Raw genomic sequence first — 16,269 nt, 5'->3', positions numbered from 1 at the left:
CTCTGCCCGGGAGGCTGCCCTGGGGACAGGCGCCTACGGAGCCCTGAAGGGCTTTCCCCCGCGGCAAACGGCCGGCGAGCGCACGGGGTCCGGCCGGTGAGTCACAAAGACAGTGCGCGCAGCGCTGACACCCGTGCCAAGTTGGTGTAATCCCGGTCGTGGTGGGCGACGGTGAGGTCGTGGCGGAGCGCGCAGGCGGCGATGAGGCAATCCACTCCCGAACGGACGGTCACGCCCGCCCGGCGCGCGGTCCGGAATAGGTCGGCCGCCTCGAGATAGAGGTCGCCGGGCATCGGGGACCCGACCGTGGGTAGTGCCAGCATCGCCTCCCGGGCGATGCGGTACGCCGGTTGGTCGAGGAAGCCCTGGAGCACTTCCTGTACGACGGGCAGGCAGGTGACGACCTCGTCGATCCCACCGATGTCATCCAGCGAAAGGGTCGGTGGCCTGCGGAAGACCTCCACCCACACGGAGGTATCAACGAGGAGCATGCGGAGTCGCCGCCGTGTCGGCCCGCATCTCCTCCAGCGACCCGGCCCATGCGCCGGTGCCGGCGAGACGCAGGATCTGGCGTGCGTGAGCCCGCCGGACGAAGTCTTGGAGCGCGACCGCCACCGCGCCCGAGTAGGTGCGCTCGCCGCTGATCCGCACAGCTTCCTCGAGGAGCGCCTCATCAAGCACAAGATTTGTACGTTTCATACACACAGTATGTCACGGTGGCTCGATCCCCCCGGACCGCGGATCAGTAAGCTTTCCGCCCATGCCGGTCCTGACCGAGGAAGCCCGAACGGCGCTGACCGCCGGCCATCTCGCCCACCTGACCACCCTCGGCCCGGATGGCGCGCCCCACGTCACCATCGTGTGGGTGGGCCTCGACGGCGACGAGATCGTCTCGGCCCACCTCGGCCGCTACCAGAAGATCCGCAACGTCGAGCGGGACCCCCGGGTGGTGATCTCGATGCTCACCGGGGGCCGCAACCCCATGGGCCTCGACTTCCACCTCGTGGTCTACGGCCGCGCCCGGGTCACCGAGGGCGGCGCCCCGGAGCTGCTGCAGCGGCTGGCCCGCACCTACCTCGGCCCCGACGTGGTGTTCCCGCCGATGCCCGACCCGCCTCCGGGCTTCATCCTGCGCACGGCCCCCAGGCGCCTGGGCGGCATCGGGCCGTGGGCGCCACCCAGGGGTTGACCCCACCTCCCGGGACCCCCATACTTAGCGACCGTAAGTTAACGTCGTTAAGTTGGCGCCCGAAGTCGGGAAGGGAGACCCCTATGGCCGTTCGATCGTCCGACCGCAGCGCTGACGCCGACGCAGCCGCCTCCCCGCAGGCGCCCGGCCCGAAGGGGGCCCCGGTGCTGGGCTCTGCACTCGCCCTCAAGGCCGACATCCTGGGCTTCACCCTCCGGGTCATGGAGACCTATGGCGACGTCGTTCGGGTCACCGTCGGCCCGCCCCCGGTCCGCCAGGTGGCGCACTTCGTGTTCCATCCCGACGGGGCGCAGCATGTGCTGGCCGGCTCGGCGGACAAGTACTACAAGGGGACGCCGGTCTACCGGGAGATCGAGGACCTGCTGGGCAGCGGCCTGCTGACCAGCGAGGGCGAGGTCTGGAAGCGCCAGAAACGCATGGTCCAGCCGCTGTTCACCCGCACGCGGGTGGCGGGCTACGTCCCGATGATGGTGGGGCACGCCCGCCGACTGGTGGCCGACTGGACCGAGGCCGCCCGTGCGGGCCGCCCGGTGGACCTGCACGAGGACATGACCGCGGTCACGCTCCGGGTGGTGGGCACCGCGGTGTTCGGCGCCGAGGTCGACCACATGATCCCCGTCCTGCGGGACACCGTGCCCTACCTGAGCAACCGTGCGCTGCAGCGGGGGCTGTCACCCGTGAAGCTCCCCGCCACCTGGCCCACGCCCGGCAACCGGAAGGCCGCCCGGGACAAGGCCGCCATCTACGGGATGGTGGACGACCTCATCGCCTCCCGGCGGCGCCAGCGCACCGAGGGCGAGGATCTTGTCAACCTCCTCCTGGACGCCCAGGACCCCGAGGGCGGGCAGCGCCTCCGCGACGACGAGGTGCGCGACCAGGCGCTGATCTTCCTGCTGGCGGGCCACGAGACCACGGCGACCGCCCTCACCTTTGCCCTCCACCTCCTCGGGCACCACCCGGCGGCGCAGGAACGGGTGGCCGCCGAGGCGGCGGCGGTGCTCGCGGGCGGCGAGCTGGGCCTCGAGCAGGTCCAGGCGCTGAGCTACACCACCATGGTGGTGAAGGAGGCCATGCGCCTCTACCCCTCGGCCTCGGCCACCGGGCGCACGAGCTATGTCGACGACGTCATCGGCGGGTACCGGATCCCGGCGGGCGCCACCGTCATCGTCTCGCCCTGGGCCACCCACCGCCATCCCGGGTTCTGGGACGCCCCGGACACCTTCGATCCCGAGCGCTTCACTACCGAGGCCGAGAAGGCCCGCCACCGCTACGCCTACTTCCCCTTCGGGGGCGGCCCGCGGGCGTGCATCGGCCAGTACTTCTCGATGCTGGAGGCCGCCGTCGTCACCGCCTCGGTGGTGCAGGCGTTCGCCATCACCACCTCTTCGGATCCGGTGAAGCTGTTTACCGGCATCACGCTGCGCCCTGGGGAGGCGATGCCGGCCACGCTGGCGCTGCGGTGAGCACTGCTGCCCAGCCCGGCACGGCCGCCCGGCGCCGCCCGGGGGCACCGCGCCGCCGCCGGGCACCCAAAGGTCAGGGCGACCGGCTGCGAGAGGAGATCGTCGACGCCGCAGAAGCGCTCCTGCTCTCCACGGGCAACCAGGACGCCGTCTCCATCCGGGCGGTGGCCGACGCGGTGGGCGTCAGCCCGCCCGCCCTCTACCTGCACTTCGCCGACAAGACCGAGCTGATCCTGGCGGTCTGCCAGCGTCACCTCGCCCACCTGGACCGGGTGCTGGACGAGGCGGCTGCCGGCATCGACGACCCGCTCGAGTCCCTGCGCCGGCGGGGCCGGGCCTACGTCGGATTCGGGGTGGACAATCCCGAGATCTACCGGATCCTCTTCATGATGCGGCCGACGTCGTCCCCGCCCGACTGGCTCCACGCCCGCATGCTGGAGTCCCCGTCGTTCGTGCACTGGATAGGCATCGTCCAGGCCGCCCTCGCCCGCGGGGCGGTCCGGCCGGCCCCCACCCACGTGGTGGCCCTGGGTCTGTGGTCGGCGGTGCACGGCCTCACCTCGCTGTGCATCGCCAAGCCCGACCTGTTCGAAGCCGACCGGGACACCCTGGTCGGGTACCTCCTCGATGTGCTGATCACCGGGATCGCCACCCCCTAGGCGCCCATCGCCTCTCCCCGGCGAAGCCGGTAGGCTGGCGCACCGTGCTCCTCGACGGCAAGAAGCTCCTCCTCACCGGCGTGCTCTCGCCGCAGAGCATCGCCTTCGCCGTCGCCCGGGTATGCCAGGAGCAGGGGGCCGAGATCATCATCACCGGCTTCGGCAAAGGGATGCAGCTCACCGAGATGACCGCCCGCCGGCTCCCGTCGCCGCCGCCGGTGCTGGAGATGGACGCCAACGACGAGGCCCACATCGCCGCCGTGGCGGTGGAGGTGGCCTCTCGCTTCGGCCATCTGGACGGGTTCCTGCACGCCATCGCCTACGCCCCGCCCGACGCCCTGGGCGGCAACTTCCTCAACACCCCGTGGGAGAGCGTGGCCACTGCCGTGCAGACCAGCGCCTACTCGCTCAAGGCCATGGCGGTGGCGCTGCGCTCGTGCATGGCGGGCGGCGCCGCGGTCGTGGGCCTCGACTTCGATGCCACGGTGGCCTGGCCGATCTACGACTGGATGGGGGTGGCGAAGGCCAGCCTCGAGTCGGTGACCCGCTACCTGGCCCGGGACCTGGGCGGCGACGGGATCCGGGTCAACCTGGTCTCCGCCGGGCCGTTGCGCACGATGGCCGCCAAGGGGATCCCCGGTTTCGACATCCTCGCCTCGGCCTGGGGGCGGCGGGCGCCGCTGGGCTGGGACCTCAAGGACCCGCTCCCCACCGCCCGCACCGTGGCGTTCCTGCTGTCGGATTGGTCATCAGCCATCAGCGGCGAGATCGTCCACGTCGACGGGGGCTACCACGCTCTGGGAGCCGACATCCGCGAATAGTCCGGCCCCGAACCGTTCCGCCAGCGCCGCCTGCCCTTCGGGGGTGACACGGACCGCCCGGGTCCCCTCCGATCGCCGGATCCATCCCTGGTCCACGAAGTGCGCCAGCAGGTCCCGGCCGAAGGGGCCGGACAGATGGTGACGCTGCTCGGTCCAGTCGACGCAGTAGCGCACCGCCCGGCCCCCCGCCATGCCCAACTCTTCCGCCACCGCCATTCCCGACGGCGTCAATCGGTACTCGATCTCGGTCCCGTAGGCGCTGGGGCGGTCGCCCGCGCCCGGGTGGAATCGCCCGTCCCCGCCGCTCAACCAGCCGTGGGAGATCCACGCGCCCATCAGCCCGACGCCGAGGCGCCCGGCGAGGTGGTCGTAGCACGTCCGCGCTGCCCGGACCGCGGCGGCCCGGGTGCTCTGGCGGAGCGACCGGACCGGCTCCGGGGGCGCGACGGCTGCCAGGGCCTCGATGATCCGGCCCACCGCAGGTCCGGCGAGCCGGTAGAACCGGTGCCGCCCATAGGCCTCGACCGTGAGGAAACCGCCGGCGACCAGCTTGGCCAGGTGGCTGCTGGCCGTCGCCGGGCGCACCCCCGCCTCGGTGGCAAGGCGGCTGGCCGGCAGCGCCCGCCCGTCCCCCAGTGCCAGCAGCATCCGGCACCGGCTCCGGTCGGCCAGCAGTTCGCCCACGGCGGCGAGGTCGACATCTCCGTCCATGCCTCCCACCGTAGCCCGCCGACGCTTCGATGCCGGTCGAATTGTCAGGAGGGAAGGCTGGAGGTATCCGTACCGACCGGGCCTTCGCCCACCTTCCGACGCCGCTGTACCCGGAGGCTGAGCAAGAAAACATGTGGAGCCGGCCGCCATATTGGCGGCGCATTCCACAAGTTTCCGGCCGGGCGGCATGTTTGCGGGCGGCCCCCCGACGCGGCCCCCCGCCCGGCCCACCGCGCTCCGGAGGCCGGGGCTTCTCTACCGGCCGGTAGACTCTCCCCGTGAGCCCCCCCTCAGGGTCGGACCGGCGAGTGACGGACGCGGGCATCGAGATCGCCGCCACCTACGGCCCGGACTCGCTGCCGGGGTGGGACCCGGACACCGACCTGGGCGCTCCCGGCACCTTCCCCTTCACCCGGGGCGTGCACCCGGCCATGTACCGGGACCGGCTCTGGACGATGCGCCAGTACTCCGGCTTCGGGACCGCCGAGCAGACCAACGAGCGCTTCAAGTTCCTCCTCGAGCAGGGCCAGACCGGGCTCTCGGTGGCCTTCGACCTCCCGACCCAGATGGGCTACGACTCCGACCACCCCCGGGCGACCGGCGAGGTGGGCGGCACCGGCGTAGCCATCTCGACGCTCGCCGACATGGAGATCCTGCTGCGGGACATCCCACTCGACTTCGTCTCCACCTCGATGACCATCAACGCCACCGCCCCCATCCTGCTGGTGGCCTACGAGCTGGTGGCCGGGCGGGCGGGGGTGGCGCCCGACCGGATCCGGGGCACGGTGCAGAACGACATCCTGAAGGAGTACGCCGCCCGGGGGTGCTACATCTTCCCGCCCCGGCCGAGCATGCGGCTGGTCACCGACCTGTTCGCCTACTGCCAGGAACGCATCCCGCGCTGGAACGTCATCTCGATCTCGGGCTACCACATGCGGGAGGCGGGCTGCACCGCGGTGCAGGAGGTCGCCTTCACCCTGGCCAACGCCGTCGCCTACCTCAAGGCGGCGGTCGAGGCCGGGCTGGCCCCACCCGACCTGGCCCGGCGGATCTCGTTCTTCTTCGCCTGCCACATGAACTTCTTCGAGGAGGTGGCCAAGTTCCGGGCTGCCCGGCGGATGTGGGCGCGCATCATGCGCCAGGCCTTCGGGGCGCACGAGGAGGACGCCTGGCTGCGCTTCCACACCCAGACCGGCGGCGCCACCCTGACCGCCCAGCAGCCCGAGAACAACATCGTGCGCACGGCGTACGAGGCGCTCGCCGCCGTCCTGGGCGGCACCCAGTCGCTGCACACCAACTCCTACGACGAGGCCCTGTCGCTGCCCAGCGAGGCGGCCGCCCGCCTGGCGCTGCGCACCCAGCAGGTGCTGGGATTCGAGACCGGGGTGGTCGATACGGTCGATCCCCTGGGCGGGTCGTGGTTTGTGGAGCGCCTGACCAATGAGATAGAAAAGCAGGCCGAGGCGCTTCTGGCCCGTATCGAGGACATGGGCGGGGCGGTGGCCGCGGTGGAGACCGGGTGGGTCAAGGCCCAGATCGAGGAGTCGGCGTACCGGATGCAGCTCGCCATCGAGGAACAGCGCAAGGTGGTGGTGGGCGTCAACCGCTTCGTCGAGTCCGACCCGGCCCCGCCGGTCGCCCACCCCGACCGGGAGGCGGTCCAGACCCAGCTCGCCCGCCTGGCCCGGGTAAAGGCCAGCCGGGACCCCGCGGCGGTGCGCAGCGCGCTGGAGGATGTCCGGGCAGTCGCCCGGGGCACCGCCAACCTGCTCCACCCCATCCGGGAGGCGCTGTCGGCCTCGGCTACGCTCGGGGAGATCTGTGACGTACTGCGAGATGTCTTTGGCGAGTACCGACCGACGGAGGTGTTCTAGATGCGCATCGCGATTGTTGGTGCCACGGGGGGACTGGGCTATGGGCTGGCGATGCGGCTGGCGCACGCCGGCGAGGACGTCGTTATCGGCAGCCGGCAGGCGGACCGGGCCATCGCCGCTGCCGACCGGATACGCCAGGCGCTGGCGCCCAAGGAGGTCTCGGTGTCGGGTGGGGCCAACGCCGACATCGTCAAGGACGTCCCCGTCGTCATGGTCACCGTGCCGTTCCCCGGCCAGGCCGACGCCTACAAGGCCATGAAGGCCAGCGTCGGCGCCGGCACCACGGTGATCGACTGCACCGTCCCCCTCGCCAGCGAGGTGGGCGGGCGCCCCACCCGCATGCTCGGCGTGTGGGAGGGATCGGCCGCCCAGCAGGCCCGCTCGATCCTCGGCCGCGAGGTCGCCCTGGCCTCCGGGTTCCACACGGTCATGGCGGGCACGCTGGAGGCCGTCGAGTCGCCGCTCGGCCAAGACGTGCTGGTGTGCGGCGACCCCGAGGCCCGCAAGGTGGCCGAGGAGGTGGTGGGCAAGATCCCCGGCTCCCGTTTCATCGACTGCGGGGCGCTGGAGACCGCCCGCATCCTCGAGTCGCTCACCGCACTCCTCATCGGCATCAACGGGCGCTACAAGCTGCACCCGGGGGCCGGCATCAAGGTCACCAACCTACCGGCCTAACCCCGGCCCGGCTGCTGGAGATCGACCACCGCCACCTCCTGCTCCACGGGAGCGGGCGGCTCCGGGATGCCGATCTTGGCCAGCAGGGCGGCGACGGCCGGCCGGATTGTGGCATCCCGGTAGTGCTCCCACTCTGCCCGGCTGCGCCAGACCCCGAGATGGCGGAGTCCGCCGGCGGTCCGGCTCACCAGCAGCAGGAGCTGGCCCTCCGGGGGCTCCCCGACACTGGCCTTCACCTGCTCGTACATGGACTCGGTGCCCGGCACCTCGAAGGAAAACGCGTACATCGCCCCCTCCTCGCTAGACTGGATACAACAGCATGTATTCAATATAAGGAGTTGTAACAAACAATGCAAGAGGGCGAGCGGCGGCGCTACGATTCCGGGCGCCGGCAGGCGAATGCGGCCGAGCAGCGGCGCCGCATCCTCGAGACCGCACGCCGCCGGTTCCTGGCGGACGGGTATGCCGCGACGACCGTGGCGGCGATCGCCGGCGAGGCCGGCGTCTCGGTCGAGACCGTCTACAAGAACTTCCTCCGCAAGCCCGGGCTGCTCAAGGCGGTGTTCGACCGCTCGGTGGCGGGTGACGACGAGCCCGTCCCCATGGCGGAGCGGGATTTTGCGCAGCGCATGCGGGCGGATCCCGATCCCCGGTCCAAACTCGAGGTGTTCGCCGGTCACATGGCCGAGTCGATGCCCCGGGCGGCTCCCATCTACCTCCTAGCCCGGGCGGCGGCGGCATCGGAGCCGGACATTGCCGCGCTCCTGGCGAGCTGGCGCACCGACCAGTTGCATGGCCTCACCGGGCTGGCCCGCCACCTCGACGAGGGAGGACATCTGCGGCGGGGGCTCACGGTCGAGCGGGCGCGGGACCTGCTCTGGACGATCAACTCCACCGAGGTCTACGAGCTGCTGGTCATCGAGCGGAACTGGAGCGCCGATGAGTACCGGGACTACCTGGCCCGCGCGATGATCGGGGGGCTGCTCGGCTGAGCTACTCCGGCGGCGAGGCCGCCCCTGAACCCCCCTCTGAAGCCCCCTCCGGGACGGGGCCGATCTCGGCCATCGGGGCGCCCAGCGAGATCGACTGCCCCACCACCACCGTCAGCGATTTCACCACACCGTCCCGGTGGGCCACGATCACGTTCTCCATCTTCATCGCCTCCAGGACCACCAGCGGGTCGCCCGCCGAGACCGCCTGGCCTTCCTCGACCATCACCCGCAGGATCAGGCCCTGCATGGGAGCGTTGATGGTCTCGCCCACCCCGCCGTGGCCGCCCTTGGTGCCCGGGCCGGGCAGGTGCGGCTTGTCCCGGTGGGCGCCCGGGCGCTCCCACAGACGGACCTCGAAGCGCTTCCCGGACAGTTCGACGGTCACGTCCCGGGCCCGGGCGTCGCCCGGCTGCCCGGCGGGCCCGGCCGGCAGGCCCGAGAGGTCCAGGGTCTCCACGAACGAGGTCGAGAACGCTGCCCGCTCGAACCAGTCGGCCCGGGCGGCCAGGCGGTGGAAGGGCAGGGTGGAGGCGACCCCCTCCAGGCGGTACTCGTCCACCGCCCGGCGCATCCGCTCGATCGCCTCCCGCCGGGTGGCCCCGTAACAGATCAGCTTGGCCACCAGCGAGTCGTAGGACTCCGGGATGCGGGTCCCGGCCGTTGCTCCGGCGTCCACCCGGACGCCCGGCCCCCCGGGCTCCCGGTACTCGGTGATCAGCCCGGGCGATGGCATGAAGTTGCGGGCCGGGTCCTCGACGTTGATCCGGCACTCGATGGCGTGGCCCCGCATCGTGATGTCGTCCTGGCCGAAGGACAGGGGGCGGCCCTCGGCCACCCAGATCATCTCCTTCACCAGGTCGACGCCGGTCACGATCTCGGTCACCGGGTGCTCGACCTGCAGGCGGGTGTTCAATTCCAGGAAATAGAACCGGGGTCCCGAGGCCGTCTGCTCCAGCAGGAACTCGGCGGTGCCCGCCGAGTAGTAGCCGGCGGTATGGCACAGCTGGACCGCGGCGGCGCCCATCGCCTGCCGGGTGGCGGGTTCGACCACCGGTGACGGGCACTCCTCCACCAGCTTCTGGTGCCGGCGCTGCAAGGAGCACTCCCGCTCGCCGAGGTGCACGATCGTGCCGTGGGCGTCGCCCAGCACCTGGATCTCGATGTGGCGGGGCTGGTCCAGGTAGCGCTCCAGGTACACGTCCCGGTTGCCGAACGCCAGGCCCGCCTCCCGGGCGGCGCTGTGGAAAGCCTGCTCGGCGTCGGCCGGGGCGCGCACCACGCGGAACCCCCGCCCCCCGCCGCCGTGGATCGCCTTGACCGCCACCGGCCAGCCGTGTTCGGCGCCGAAGGCGACGATGTCCTCGGGCCCGGCGGCGGGGTCCATCGTGCCCGGCACGGTGGGGACGCCGGCGGCCTGCGCCACCCGCCGGGCGGCGACCTTGTCGCCCATCGCCGCCACTGCGGCGGGGGGCGGGCCGACCCAGATGAACCCGGCATCGATCACGGCCTGGGCGAAGGTGGGGTTCTCCGCCAGGAACCCGTACCCCGGGTGGATGGCGTCGGCCCCCGCCCGGGCGGCGGCGTCCAGGATGTGCTCGATGTTGAGGTAGCTGTCCGCCGGGGGAGTGTCGCCCACGAAATAGGACTCGTCGGCGAAGCCGAGGTGGAAGGCGTCCCGGTCGATCTCGGAGTAGATGGCCGCCGAGGCGATGCCCAGCTCCCGGCATGCCCGGAAGATCCGCACCGCGATCTCCCCGCGGTTGGCCACCAGCAGCCTCCCGATGGGCGTGATGGCGGCGCTGTCGGCGGGGGGCACGGTCCGGCTGCGCGCTACGGCAAGCGGGTGTTGCTGTCGACGTTGGCTGCGGCCAGCTGGTCGTCGGTGAGCCCCTCCGCCCCGCCGAGGTCCGAGCCGGAAAAGTCGGTCATGGTGAGGTCGGCGTCGGCGAGGGTGGCCCCGTTCAGGTCGGCACGGGACAGGTTGGCGTCGCGCAGGTTGGCGCCGGTGAGGTCCACGCCGGTCAGGTCGGCCCCGCTGAGGTCGGCCTCGCTCAGATCGGCGCCCGACAGGTTCGCGCCCGACAGGTCCACCCGGGAGAGCACCGCCCCGGAGAGGTCGGCCCCCGACAGGTTGGCCCCCGACAGGTCGAGGTCGTTCAACGACTGGCCGCTGAGATTGGACCCGCTCAGATCGGTCTCCCGAAGGACCCGCCCCCGCAGGTTCTCGCCCCGGAGGTCCTGGCCGCTGAGGTCGCCCACCGCTGTTCTCCTCTCCTCCGAATGTGCCAATGCTTTCCCGAGGTTGGCACCCGACGAGTTCGGGGGGATCCTACTGGACGCCTCCAGCTCCCGAGAGTGCCCGCGGCCGGCCGATGGGACCGGCGGCTGCCGGGATGACGGTAGGATCGGGCCTCGTGGAGCGTGTCGGGATCGTGGCGGTCGGCCACGTGGGGTTCTCCCCGCTCAGCCCGGGCATCTCCTACAAGGAGCTGACCTTCGAGGCCGCCACGCTGGCCTACCAGGCCGCCGGGCTCGACCCCCGGACCGGCGTCGATTCCTTCGTCTGCGCCTCGGAGGATTTCCTCGAGGGCACCGCCATCTTCGATTGCTACGTGCCCGACCAGATCGGCGGCGCCCTCCGCCCCGTGCACACGGTGGCCGCCGACGGCCTGGTCGCCCTGGCCACCGGCGTCATGCTCATCCGGTCGGGCGCCGCCCGGGTGGTGGCAGTCGAAGCCCACGCCAAGGCCTCCGACATCCGGTCGTTGGCCGACATCATCGCCTTCGCCCTGGACCCCATCTACGAGCGCCCTCTCGGTCTCCATCCCTGGTTCGTCGCCGGCCTGGAGATGCGCCGGTTCCTGGCCGACTCCGGGGCGACCCCCGAGGCCTGTGCCGAGGTGGCGGCCACCAACCGGACCCGCGCCCTGGACAATCCGCGGGCGGCCTACGGCCGGAAGCTGACACCCGGCGAGGTGGCGTCATCGCCGATGGTGGCCGATCCGGTGCGGGAGCTGGACGTCGCCGCCCCCGCCGACGGGGCAGTGGTCGCCGTCCTGGCGGCTGAGGAGCCCGCCCGCCGCCTCACCGCCCGGCCGGTCTGGGTGGCCGGGATCGGCTGGGCCACGGGCTCCCCGTCGCTGTCGCAGCGCACGTGGGGCGGCGGCGGTGACCACCGCGAGGCCGGTTGCGTGCGCCGCGCCGCCGAGCGGGCATACCGCCAGGCCGGCTCCAGCCCGGCCGATGTCGATGTGGCCGAGATCGACGACACCTTCAGCTACAAACAACTGCAGCACGCCCGGGCCCTGGACCTGCCTGCCACGACCCCCATCAACCCCTCAGGCGGCACCCTCGGCCGGGGCAATGCCTTCGAGGCCAACGGGCTTGCCCGGGTGGCCGAGATCGTCGCCCAGCTCCGGGGCGAGGCGGGCGGCTGCCAGGTGCCCGGCGCCCGGGTGGGCCTGGTGCAGTCCTGGCGGGGGGTGCCGACCGACAGCGGGGCCGCCGCGCTCCTCCGGGTGGACTAGCGGCATGGGGGAGCGGGTCGGCATCATCGGTGCGGGCATGACGTGCTTCGTCCGCCGGGCGTTGGAGACCGGCAAGGAGCTGGCCTGGAAGGCCGCCTCCGCCGCCCTGGACGACGCCGGGCTCACCCTGGCCGACATCGACGCCGTGTGCATCGGGGGCGGCCTGGACGCCTTCGACGGCGTGCACATGAAGGGCGAGTACGTGGCCGACGGGGCCGGGGGCTGGAACAAGCCGGTGATCCGGTGCTGCGTGGGCGGGGGCACGGGCGTGATGTGCGCCATCCAGGGCTGGTACCACGTGGCCAGCGGCATGTTCGACCGGGTGCTGGTGGTGGCCGAAGAGAAGATGTCGCCCACCATCCCCAACGCCCAGGGCGTGTTCCTCACCATGTTCGACAACCTCGTCGAGCGCCCGCTGGGGCCCAACCTGCTGTGGATCTTCGCCCTCGAGATGCAGGCCTACATGGAGCGCTGGGGGCTGGAGAAGGCCGACATCGCCCGGGTGGCGGTGAAGAACAAGCGCAACGCCGCCGACCACCCGGCCGCCCAGCTGGGCCAGAAGTCCATCACCATCGAGGACGTCCTGGGCTCCGAGGTCCTGGCCTGGCCGGTGCAGCGCCTGGACGTGTCGCCGGTGACCGACGGGGCGGTGGCCGTGGTCATGGCGGCCGAGGGTGAGGCCCGCCGGCTGTGCGACCGCCCGGTCTGGGTGGAGGGCACCGGGTGGCAGCTGGACTCCGCCTACTGGACGCAGCGGGACCTCTCCTACCCGGGCTACGTGGAGCGGGCCGCCCGCATGGCCTACGGGATGGCCGGAATCACCGAGCCCCGCCGCCAGATCCATCTGGTGGAGCCCCACGACCCCTTCGACTACAAGGAGCTGCACCACCTGGAGGGCCTGCTGCTCTTCGAGCCCGGGCAGGCCCCCGAGGCCGCCCGGGACGGGGTGCTGGACCGAGACGGCGACCTCCCCTCCTGCCCCTCCGGGGGCCTCATGGGGGTGGGCAACCCCATCGCGGCCGCCGGGCTGATGAAGGTGGCCGAGCTGTACTGGCAGCTGCGGGGCGAGGCGGGCGCCCGCCAGGTCCCGGGCACGCCGGAGCGCGGCCTGGCCCAGGGGTGGGGCGATCTCATGCAGGTCGCCTCCGTGATCGTGCTGGGGGTCTGATGCGCCCCCCGGTCCCGCTCACCGCCCTGTCGGCCGCCCAGCTGGCCGGCGGTGTTGTCGCCGTCGAGCACCACATCCGGGCGGAGTACGCCTGGGATGCCGGGATGGCCATCGGCGAGTTCCTCCACGGCCTGCGCCAGGGCCGCATCATGGGCACCGCCTGCCGGGGGTGCGGCCGGGTGCTCCTGCCCCCCCGCATGTTCTGCGAAGAGTGCTTCCGGCCGGTGGATGCCTTCGTCGAGCTCCCCGCCACCGGGACGGTCCGCTCGTTCTCGGTGTGCTCCGTTGCCTGGGACCTCCGGCCGCTTACCGAGCCCGAGCTGCCGGCGGTCATCGAGCTGGCCCCCGGGGCGGCGCTCCTGCACCGGCTGGGAGGCATCGCCGCCGGGGAGGCCCGGCTCGGGATGCCGGTCGCCGCTGTATGGCGCCCCCGGGCGGAGCGGCAGGGCTCGGTGCTCGACATCGTCCACTGGGCTCCCCTCGGCACGGTTCCTGCAGCCGGTGCCCGATGACGCTCGTCCCCGGGCACCTGCCCATCGCCCACCGCTACACCGCCGGGCTTGCCGGGGAGCGCTTCTTCCGGGCATTGTGGGAGCGGGGGATCTTCTTGGCGACCCACTGCCCGGCGTGCGGCATCGTGGCCTGCCCGCCGGCGGCCTTCTGCCCCCGCTGCTTTGCGGCAACTGACGAGGAGGTGGAGGTGGGACCTGGGGGCCGGCTGGAGTCGTTCACCCTGGTGCGCCGCGCTCTCGACGGATCTGAGCTCGGGGCACCCGAGGCGGTGGGCCTCGTCCGCCTCGATGGCGCCGACACGGTCCTCGTCCACCGGCTGGCCCCCGCCGGCCACCCCTGGGCCATCGGGTCGGCGGTCGAGGCGGTGCTGGCTGACCCGGCCGACCGCAAGGGCGGGATCACCGACGTCGCCTACTTCCGGCCGGCGGGTGCGCCGTGATGCGGATCCGGACGATCGTCATCGTCGTGGTCCTGCTCCTCGTGGTGGGCGAGGGGGCATCCCGGGTGCTCATCCAGAGCGACCTGACCGCCCGGGTGAAGGCGGCCGACCCGACGGCCATCGGCGTCCAGACCAGCGTCAGCTTCCCGCTGCTCCCCCGCCTGGTGCTCGGGCAGACGATCGACTCGGTGAAGGTGACGGCCCGCACCGTGGCGCTCGGCGTCATCACCGCCGACTCGGTGACCGTCACCGCCAACAGCGTCCACCTGCGCCTCGGCTCGCTGGTAGGAAGCCGCGTGCATGTCTCCCGGGTCGAGCACCTGACGATCGTGGCGACCATCACCGACGTCGAGGCCTCGAGCGTGCTCCGGCCCGGCCTTTCGTTCACGTTCGGGGTGGGCACCGTCACACTGCACAACCCGGTGACATCGGTGACCGGGCGCTTCGCCCTCCAGTCCCCGGGCACCCTGTCGTTCATGGTGGTGGGGAGCGGGGTGCCGGGCCTCAGCGCCTCGCTCACCTTCTCGAAGGCCCCCTTTGCCACCTGCACGCCGGCCATCACGCTGACCCCCGGCCACCTCACGCTGTCCTGCACGCTGGCCAACCCACCACCCGGCGTGCTGTCGCTGGCTGGCCAGGCCCCCAGGGCCCCCTGATCCGTGGACTTCGACCTGCCCGAGGAGGCGGCCGAGCTGCGGGGACTGGTGCGCACCTTTGCCGCCGAGGTGGTCGCGCCGGCGGCGGCCGGCTACGACGCACGGGGCGAGTTCCCGCTCGAGATCGTGCGCCAGATGGGCTCGCTCGGCCTCTTCGGGCTCGTGCTGCCCGAGGCCTACGGCGGGGCGGGGGCCGAGTTCATCACCCTGTGTGTTGCCATCGAGGAGCTGGCCCGGGTGGACTCCTCGGTGGCGATCACGCTGTCGGCCGGGGTCGGTCTCGGTGCCATGCCGTTCGCCCTGTTCGGCAATGAGGAGCAGCGCCAGCGCTGGCTGCCCCCGATGGCCGCCGGCGAGGTCCTGGGCGCCTTCGGGCTCACGGAGGCGTCGGGGGGCTCGGACGTCGGGGCCTTGCGCACCACCGCCCGCCGGGAGGGCGAGGAGTGGGTGATCGACGGCTCGAAAGCCTTCATCACCAACGCCGGGACGCCCCTGTCCCGGGTGGTGACCGTCGCCGCCGCCACCGGGCGCACCGAGCGGGGCAAGGAGATCAGCACCCTCTGCGTCGAGCACGGCACGCCCGGCTTCACGGTCGGGCGGGAGTACCGCAAGCTGGGCTGGCGGGCGTCCGACACCCGTGAGCTGGCCTTCGACGGGTGCCGGGTCCCCCTGGGGAACCTCGTCGGCCCGAAGGGGGCCGGGTACCGCCAGTTCCTGCAGATCCTCGACAGTGGCCGGGTGGCGATCGCCTCCCTCGCCGTCGGCCTGGCCCAGGGCTGCCTGGACGAGAGTGTGCGCTACGCCCGGCAGCGCACCGCCTTCGGGCAGGAGATCGGGGCCTACCAGGCGGTGCAGTTCAAGCTGGCCGACATGGCGACCCGCATCGCCGCGGCCCGGGACCAGGTCTACAAGGCCGCCTGGCTGCGCTCGCAGGGCCGCCGCTTCAAGCTCGAGGCGTCGATGGCGAAGCTGTTCGCCTCCGAGGTGGCCATGGACTCTGCCCGGGAGGCGGTGCAGATCCACGGCGGCTACGGCTTCATCGAGGAGTTCCCGGTGGCCCGCCACTTCCGGGACGCCAAGATCCTGGAGATCGGCGAGGGCACCTCGGAGGTGCAGCGGATGCTGATCGCCCGGGAGCTGGGCCTGCCCCACGCCCTCCCGGAGTCGTAGGGACGGGCGCGGGGCAGGCTCGGACCTACGCCTCCTTGGCGTAGTCCTTCAAGCTCTCGAACTCCACTGCGACGTACAGGTCGTCGCCCTCCACCCAGGCGTCATGGCCCGGGGCAATGGTGTAGGAATCGCCGGCGTTCAGGCGGAAGGTCGTGCCGTCGCCCATCACCCCGGCCAGGGTTCCCGCCACCACGTAGCCGACGTGCGCCGCCTGGCACAACTCGGTCTTGGCGAGCGGCTTGACGCACTCCGACCACTTCCAGCCCGGCTCCAGCGTCACCCGGCCGACCGAGGCGCCGGCGAGCTGCACCACGTCCACGTGGCCGCGATCGAAGCTGCGCCGCACCCCGGACTCGATCTGCTTGCTCTCCACTCCCGCCATTGCCCCCAC

The 16,269-nt window shown here is 72.1% G+C and carries 20 protein-coding genes; 13 read left to right on the top strand and 7 right to left on the bottom strand.

The window, feature by feature from the left end; all coding sequences use genetic code 11:
- Positions 1 to 101 precede the first annotated feature (101 nt).
- Entirely contained in the window at positions 102 to 491 is a 390-nt protein-coding gene (locus VFW71_16040) for a PIN domain-containing protein (protein HEU5004274.1), read from the bottom strand.
- Positions 478 to 699: a type II toxin-antitoxin system VapB family antitoxin gene (locus VFW71_16035; GenBank protein ID HEU5004273.1), complete on the bottom strand. Its 222-nt coding sequence runs from the start codon at positions 697 to 699 to the stop codon at positions 478 to 480. The genes VFW71_16040 and VFW71_16035 overlap by 14 nt, the downstream gene beginning before the upstream one ends.
- A 61-nt stretch (positions 700 to 760) precedes the next feature.
- Here VFW71_16035 and VFW71_16030 point away from each other — a divergent pair, with 61 nt between their 5' ends.
- From VFW71_16030 to fabI, 4 genes are all read left to right on the top strand, one after another.
- Positions 761 to 1,189, top strand: a complete 429-nt coding sequence (locus VFW71_16030; GenBank protein ID HEU5004272.1) for a TIGR03618 family F420-dependent PPOX class oxidoreductase — start codon at positions 761 to 763, stop codon at positions 1,187 to 1,189.
- A gap of 83 nt (positions 1,190 to 1,272) precedes the next feature.
- Positions 1,273 to 2,673: a cytochrome P450 gene (locus VFW71_16025; GenBank protein ID HEU5004271.1), complete on the top strand. Its 1,401-nt coding sequence runs from the start codon at positions 1,273 to 1,275 to the stop codon at positions 2,671 to 2,673.
- Positions 2,670 to 3,332, top strand: coding sequence for a TetR/AcrR family transcriptional regulator (locus VFW71_16020; GenBank protein HEU5004270.1), 663 nt, complete (start codon positions 2,670 to 2,672; stop codon positions 3,330 to 3,332). Before VFW71_16025 ends, VFW71_16020 begins: the two co-directional genes overlap by 4 nt.
- A gap of 44 nt (positions 3,333 to 3,376) precedes the next feature.
- Complete coding sequence (fabI, locus tag VFW71_16015; GenBank protein ID HEU5004269.1) at positions 3,377 to 4,153, top strand: enoyl-ACP reductase FabI; 777 nt, start codon at positions 3,377 to 3,379, stop codon at positions 4,151 to 4,153.
- Here fabI and VFW71_16010 read toward each other — a convergent pair.
- Complete coding sequence (locus VFW71_16010; GenBank protein HEU5004268.1) at positions 4,082 to 4,864, bottom strand: helix-turn-helix transcriptional regulator; 783 nt, start codon at positions 4,862 to 4,864, stop codon at positions 4,082 to 4,084. The genes fabI and VFW71_16010 overlap by 72 nt on opposite strands.
- Positions 4,865 to 5,172: 308 nt before the next feature.
- Here VFW71_16010 and VFW71_16005 point away from each other — a divergent pair, with 308 nt between their 5' ends.
- Together VFW71_16005 and npdG are read left to right on the top strand one after the other, a co-directional pair.
- Complete coding sequence (locus VFW71_16005; GenBank protein ID HEU5004267.1) at positions 5,173 to 6,738, top strand: methylmalonyl-CoA mutase family protein; 1,566 nt, start codon at positions 5,173 to 5,175, stop codon at positions 6,736 to 6,738.
- Positions 6,739 to 7,413 carry an NADPH-dependent F420 reductase gene (gene npdG, locus VFW71_16000; protein HEU5004266.1) on the top strand — a complete coding sequence of 225 codons (675 nt, stop codon included), beginning with the start codon at positions 6,739 to 6,741 and terminating at the stop codon, positions 7,411 to 7,413.
- On the opposite strand, the gene VFW71_15995 is transcribed toward npdG, so the two are convergent.
- Positions 7,410 to 7,700: a hypothetical protein gene (locus VFW71_15995; GenBank protein ID HEU5004265.1), complete on the bottom strand. Its 291-nt coding sequence runs from the start codon at positions 7,698 to 7,700 to the stop codon at positions 7,410 to 7,412. The genes npdG and VFW71_15995 overlap by 4 nt on opposite strands.
- Positions 7,701 to 7,763: 63 nt before the next feature.
- On the opposite strand from VFW71_15995, the gene VFW71_15990 reads away from it, so the two are divergent.
- The gene (locus VFW71_15990) at positions 7,764 to 8,405 is read left to right on the top strand and encodes a helix-turn-helix domain-containing protein (GenBank protein ID HEU5004264.1); all 642 of its coding nucleotides are present in this window, start codon (positions 7,764 to 7,766) and stop codon (positions 8,403 to 8,405) included.
- 1 nt (position 8,406) lies between these two features.
- On the opposite strand, the gene VFW71_15985 is transcribed toward VFW71_15990, so the two are convergent.
- Positions 8,407 to 10,188, bottom strand: coding sequence for an acetyl-CoA carboxylase biotin carboxylase subunit (locus VFW71_15985; protein ID HEU5004263.1), 1,782 nt, complete (start codon positions 10,186 to 10,188; stop codon positions 8,407 to 8,409).
- Positions 10,189 to 10,235: 47 nt separating this feature from the next.
- The gene (locus VFW71_15980; GenBank protein ID HEU5004262.1) at positions 10,236 to 10,664 is read right to left on the bottom strand and encodes a pentapeptide repeat-containing protein; all 429 of its coding nucleotides are present in this window, start codon (positions 10,662 to 10,664) and stop codon (positions 10,236 to 10,238) included.
- Positions 10,665 to 10,819: 155 nt separating this feature from the next.
- On the opposite strand from VFW71_15980, the gene VFW71_15975 reads away from it, so the two are divergent.
- The 6 genes from VFW71_15975 to VFW71_15950 are packed head-to-tail and all read left to right on the top strand — an operon-like array spanning position 10,820 to position 15,878.
- Positions 10,820 to 11,932: a hypothetical protein gene (locus VFW71_15975; GenBank protein ID HEU5004261.1), complete on the top strand. Its 1,113-nt coding sequence runs from the start codon at positions 10,820 to 10,822 to the stop codon at positions 11,930 to 11,932.
- 4 nt (positions 11,933 to 11,936) lie between these two features.
- Positions 11,937 to 13,100, top strand: a complete 1,164-nt coding sequence (locus VFW71_15970) for a thiolase domain-containing protein (GenBank protein HEU5004260.1) — start codon at positions 11,937 to 11,939, stop codon at positions 13,098 to 13,100.
- Positions 13,100 to 13,612, top strand: a complete 513-nt coding sequence (locus tag VFW71_15965; GenBank protein HEU5004259.1) for a Zn-ribbon domain-containing OB-fold protein — start codon at positions 13,100 to 13,102, stop codon at positions 13,610 to 13,612. The genes VFW71_15970 and VFW71_15965 overlap by 1 nt, the downstream gene beginning before the upstream one ends.
- Entirely contained in the window at positions 13,609 to 14,052 is a 444-nt protein-coding gene (locus VFW71_15960) for a Zn-ribbon domain-containing OB-fold protein (GenBank protein ID HEU5004258.1), read from the top strand. The genes VFW71_15965 and VFW71_15960 overlap by 4 nt, the downstream gene beginning before the upstream one ends.
- The gene (locus VFW71_15955; GenBank protein ID HEU5004257.1) at positions 14,052 to 14,708 is read left to right on the top strand and encodes a hypothetical protein; all 657 of its coding nucleotides are present in this window, start codon (positions 14,052 to 14,054) and stop codon (positions 14,706 to 14,708) included. The genes VFW71_15960 and VFW71_15955 overlap by 1 nt, the downstream gene beginning before the upstream one ends.
- 3 nt (positions 14,709 to 14,711) lie before the next feature.
- Positions 14,712 to 15,878 carry an acyl-CoA dehydrogenase family protein gene (locus VFW71_15950; protein HEU5004256.1) on the top strand — a complete coding sequence of 389 codons (1,167 nt, stop codon included), beginning with the start codon at positions 14,712 to 14,714 and terminating at the stop codon, positions 15,876 to 15,878.
- Between the two features lie 25 nt (positions 15,879 to 15,903).
- On the opposite strand, the gene VFW71_15945 is transcribed toward VFW71_15950, so the two are convergent.
- Entirely contained in the window at positions 15,904 to 16,260 is a 357-nt protein-coding gene (locus VFW71_15945; GenBank protein ID HEU5004255.1) for a cupin domain-containing protein, read from the bottom strand.
- Positions 16,261 to 16,269: the final 9 nt, after the last annotated feature.

This window comes from Actinomycetota bacterium (genome assembly GCA_035765775.1).
Classification (GTDB): domain Bacteria; phylum Actinomycetota; class CADDZG01; order JAHWKV01; family JAOPZY01; genus DASTWV01.
Note: the sequence above shows the minus strand (reverse complement) of the source record. Positions and strands in the feature narration are given on the sequence as shown.

Coding starts and splice junctions, on each gene's coding strand:
- VFW71_15990 (HEU5004264.1), top strand. CDS start 7,764: ATGCAAGAGGGCGAGCGGCGGCGCTACGATTCCGGGCGCCGGCAGGCG.
- VFW71_15995 (HEU5004265.1), bottom strand. CDS start 7,700: ATGTACGCGTTTTCCTTCGAGGTGCCGGGCACCGAGTCCATGTACGAG.
- VFW71_16030 (HEU5004272.1), top strand. CDS start 761: ATGCCGGTCCTGACCGAGGAAGCCCGAACGGCGCTGACCGCCGGCCAT.
- VFW71_15965 (HEU5004259.1), top strand. CDS start 13,100: ATGCGCCCCCCGGTCCCGCTCACCGCCCTGTCGGCCGCCCAGCTGGCC.
- VFW71_16010 (HEU5004268.1), bottom strand. CDS start 4,864: ATGGACGGAGATGTCGACCTCGCCGCCGTGGGCGAACTGCTGGCCGAC.
- VFW71_15955 (HEU5004257.1), top strand. CDS start 14,052: ATGCGGATCCGGACGATCGTCATCGTCGTGGTCCTGCTCCTCGTGGTG.
- VFW71_16035 (HEU5004273.1), bottom strand. CDS start 699: ATGAAACGTACAAATCTTGTGCTTGATGAGGCGCTCCTCGAGGAAGCT.
- VFW71_16025 (HEU5004271.1), top strand. CDS start 1,273: ATGGCCGTTCGATCGTCCGACCGCAGCGCTGACGCCGACGCAGCCGCC.
- VFW71_16040 (HEU5004274.1), bottom strand. CDS start 491: ATGCTCCTCGTTGATACCTCCGTGTGGGTGGAGGTCTTCCGCAGGCCA.
- npdG (HEU5004266.1), top strand. CDS start 6,739: ATGCGCATCGCGATTGTTGGTGCCACGGGGGGACTGGGCTATGGGCTG.
- VFW71_15960 (HEU5004258.1), top strand. CDS start 13,609: ATGACGCTCGTCCCCGGGCACCTGCCCATCGCCCACCGCTACACCGCC.
- VFW71_15945 (HEU5004255.1), bottom strand. CDS start 16,260: ATGGCGGGAGTGGAGAGCAAGCAGATCGAGTCCGGGGTGCGGCGCAGC.
- VFW71_15970 (HEU5004260.1), top strand. CDS start 11,937: ATGGGGGAGCGGGTCGGCATCATCGGTGCGGGCATGACGTGCTTCGTC.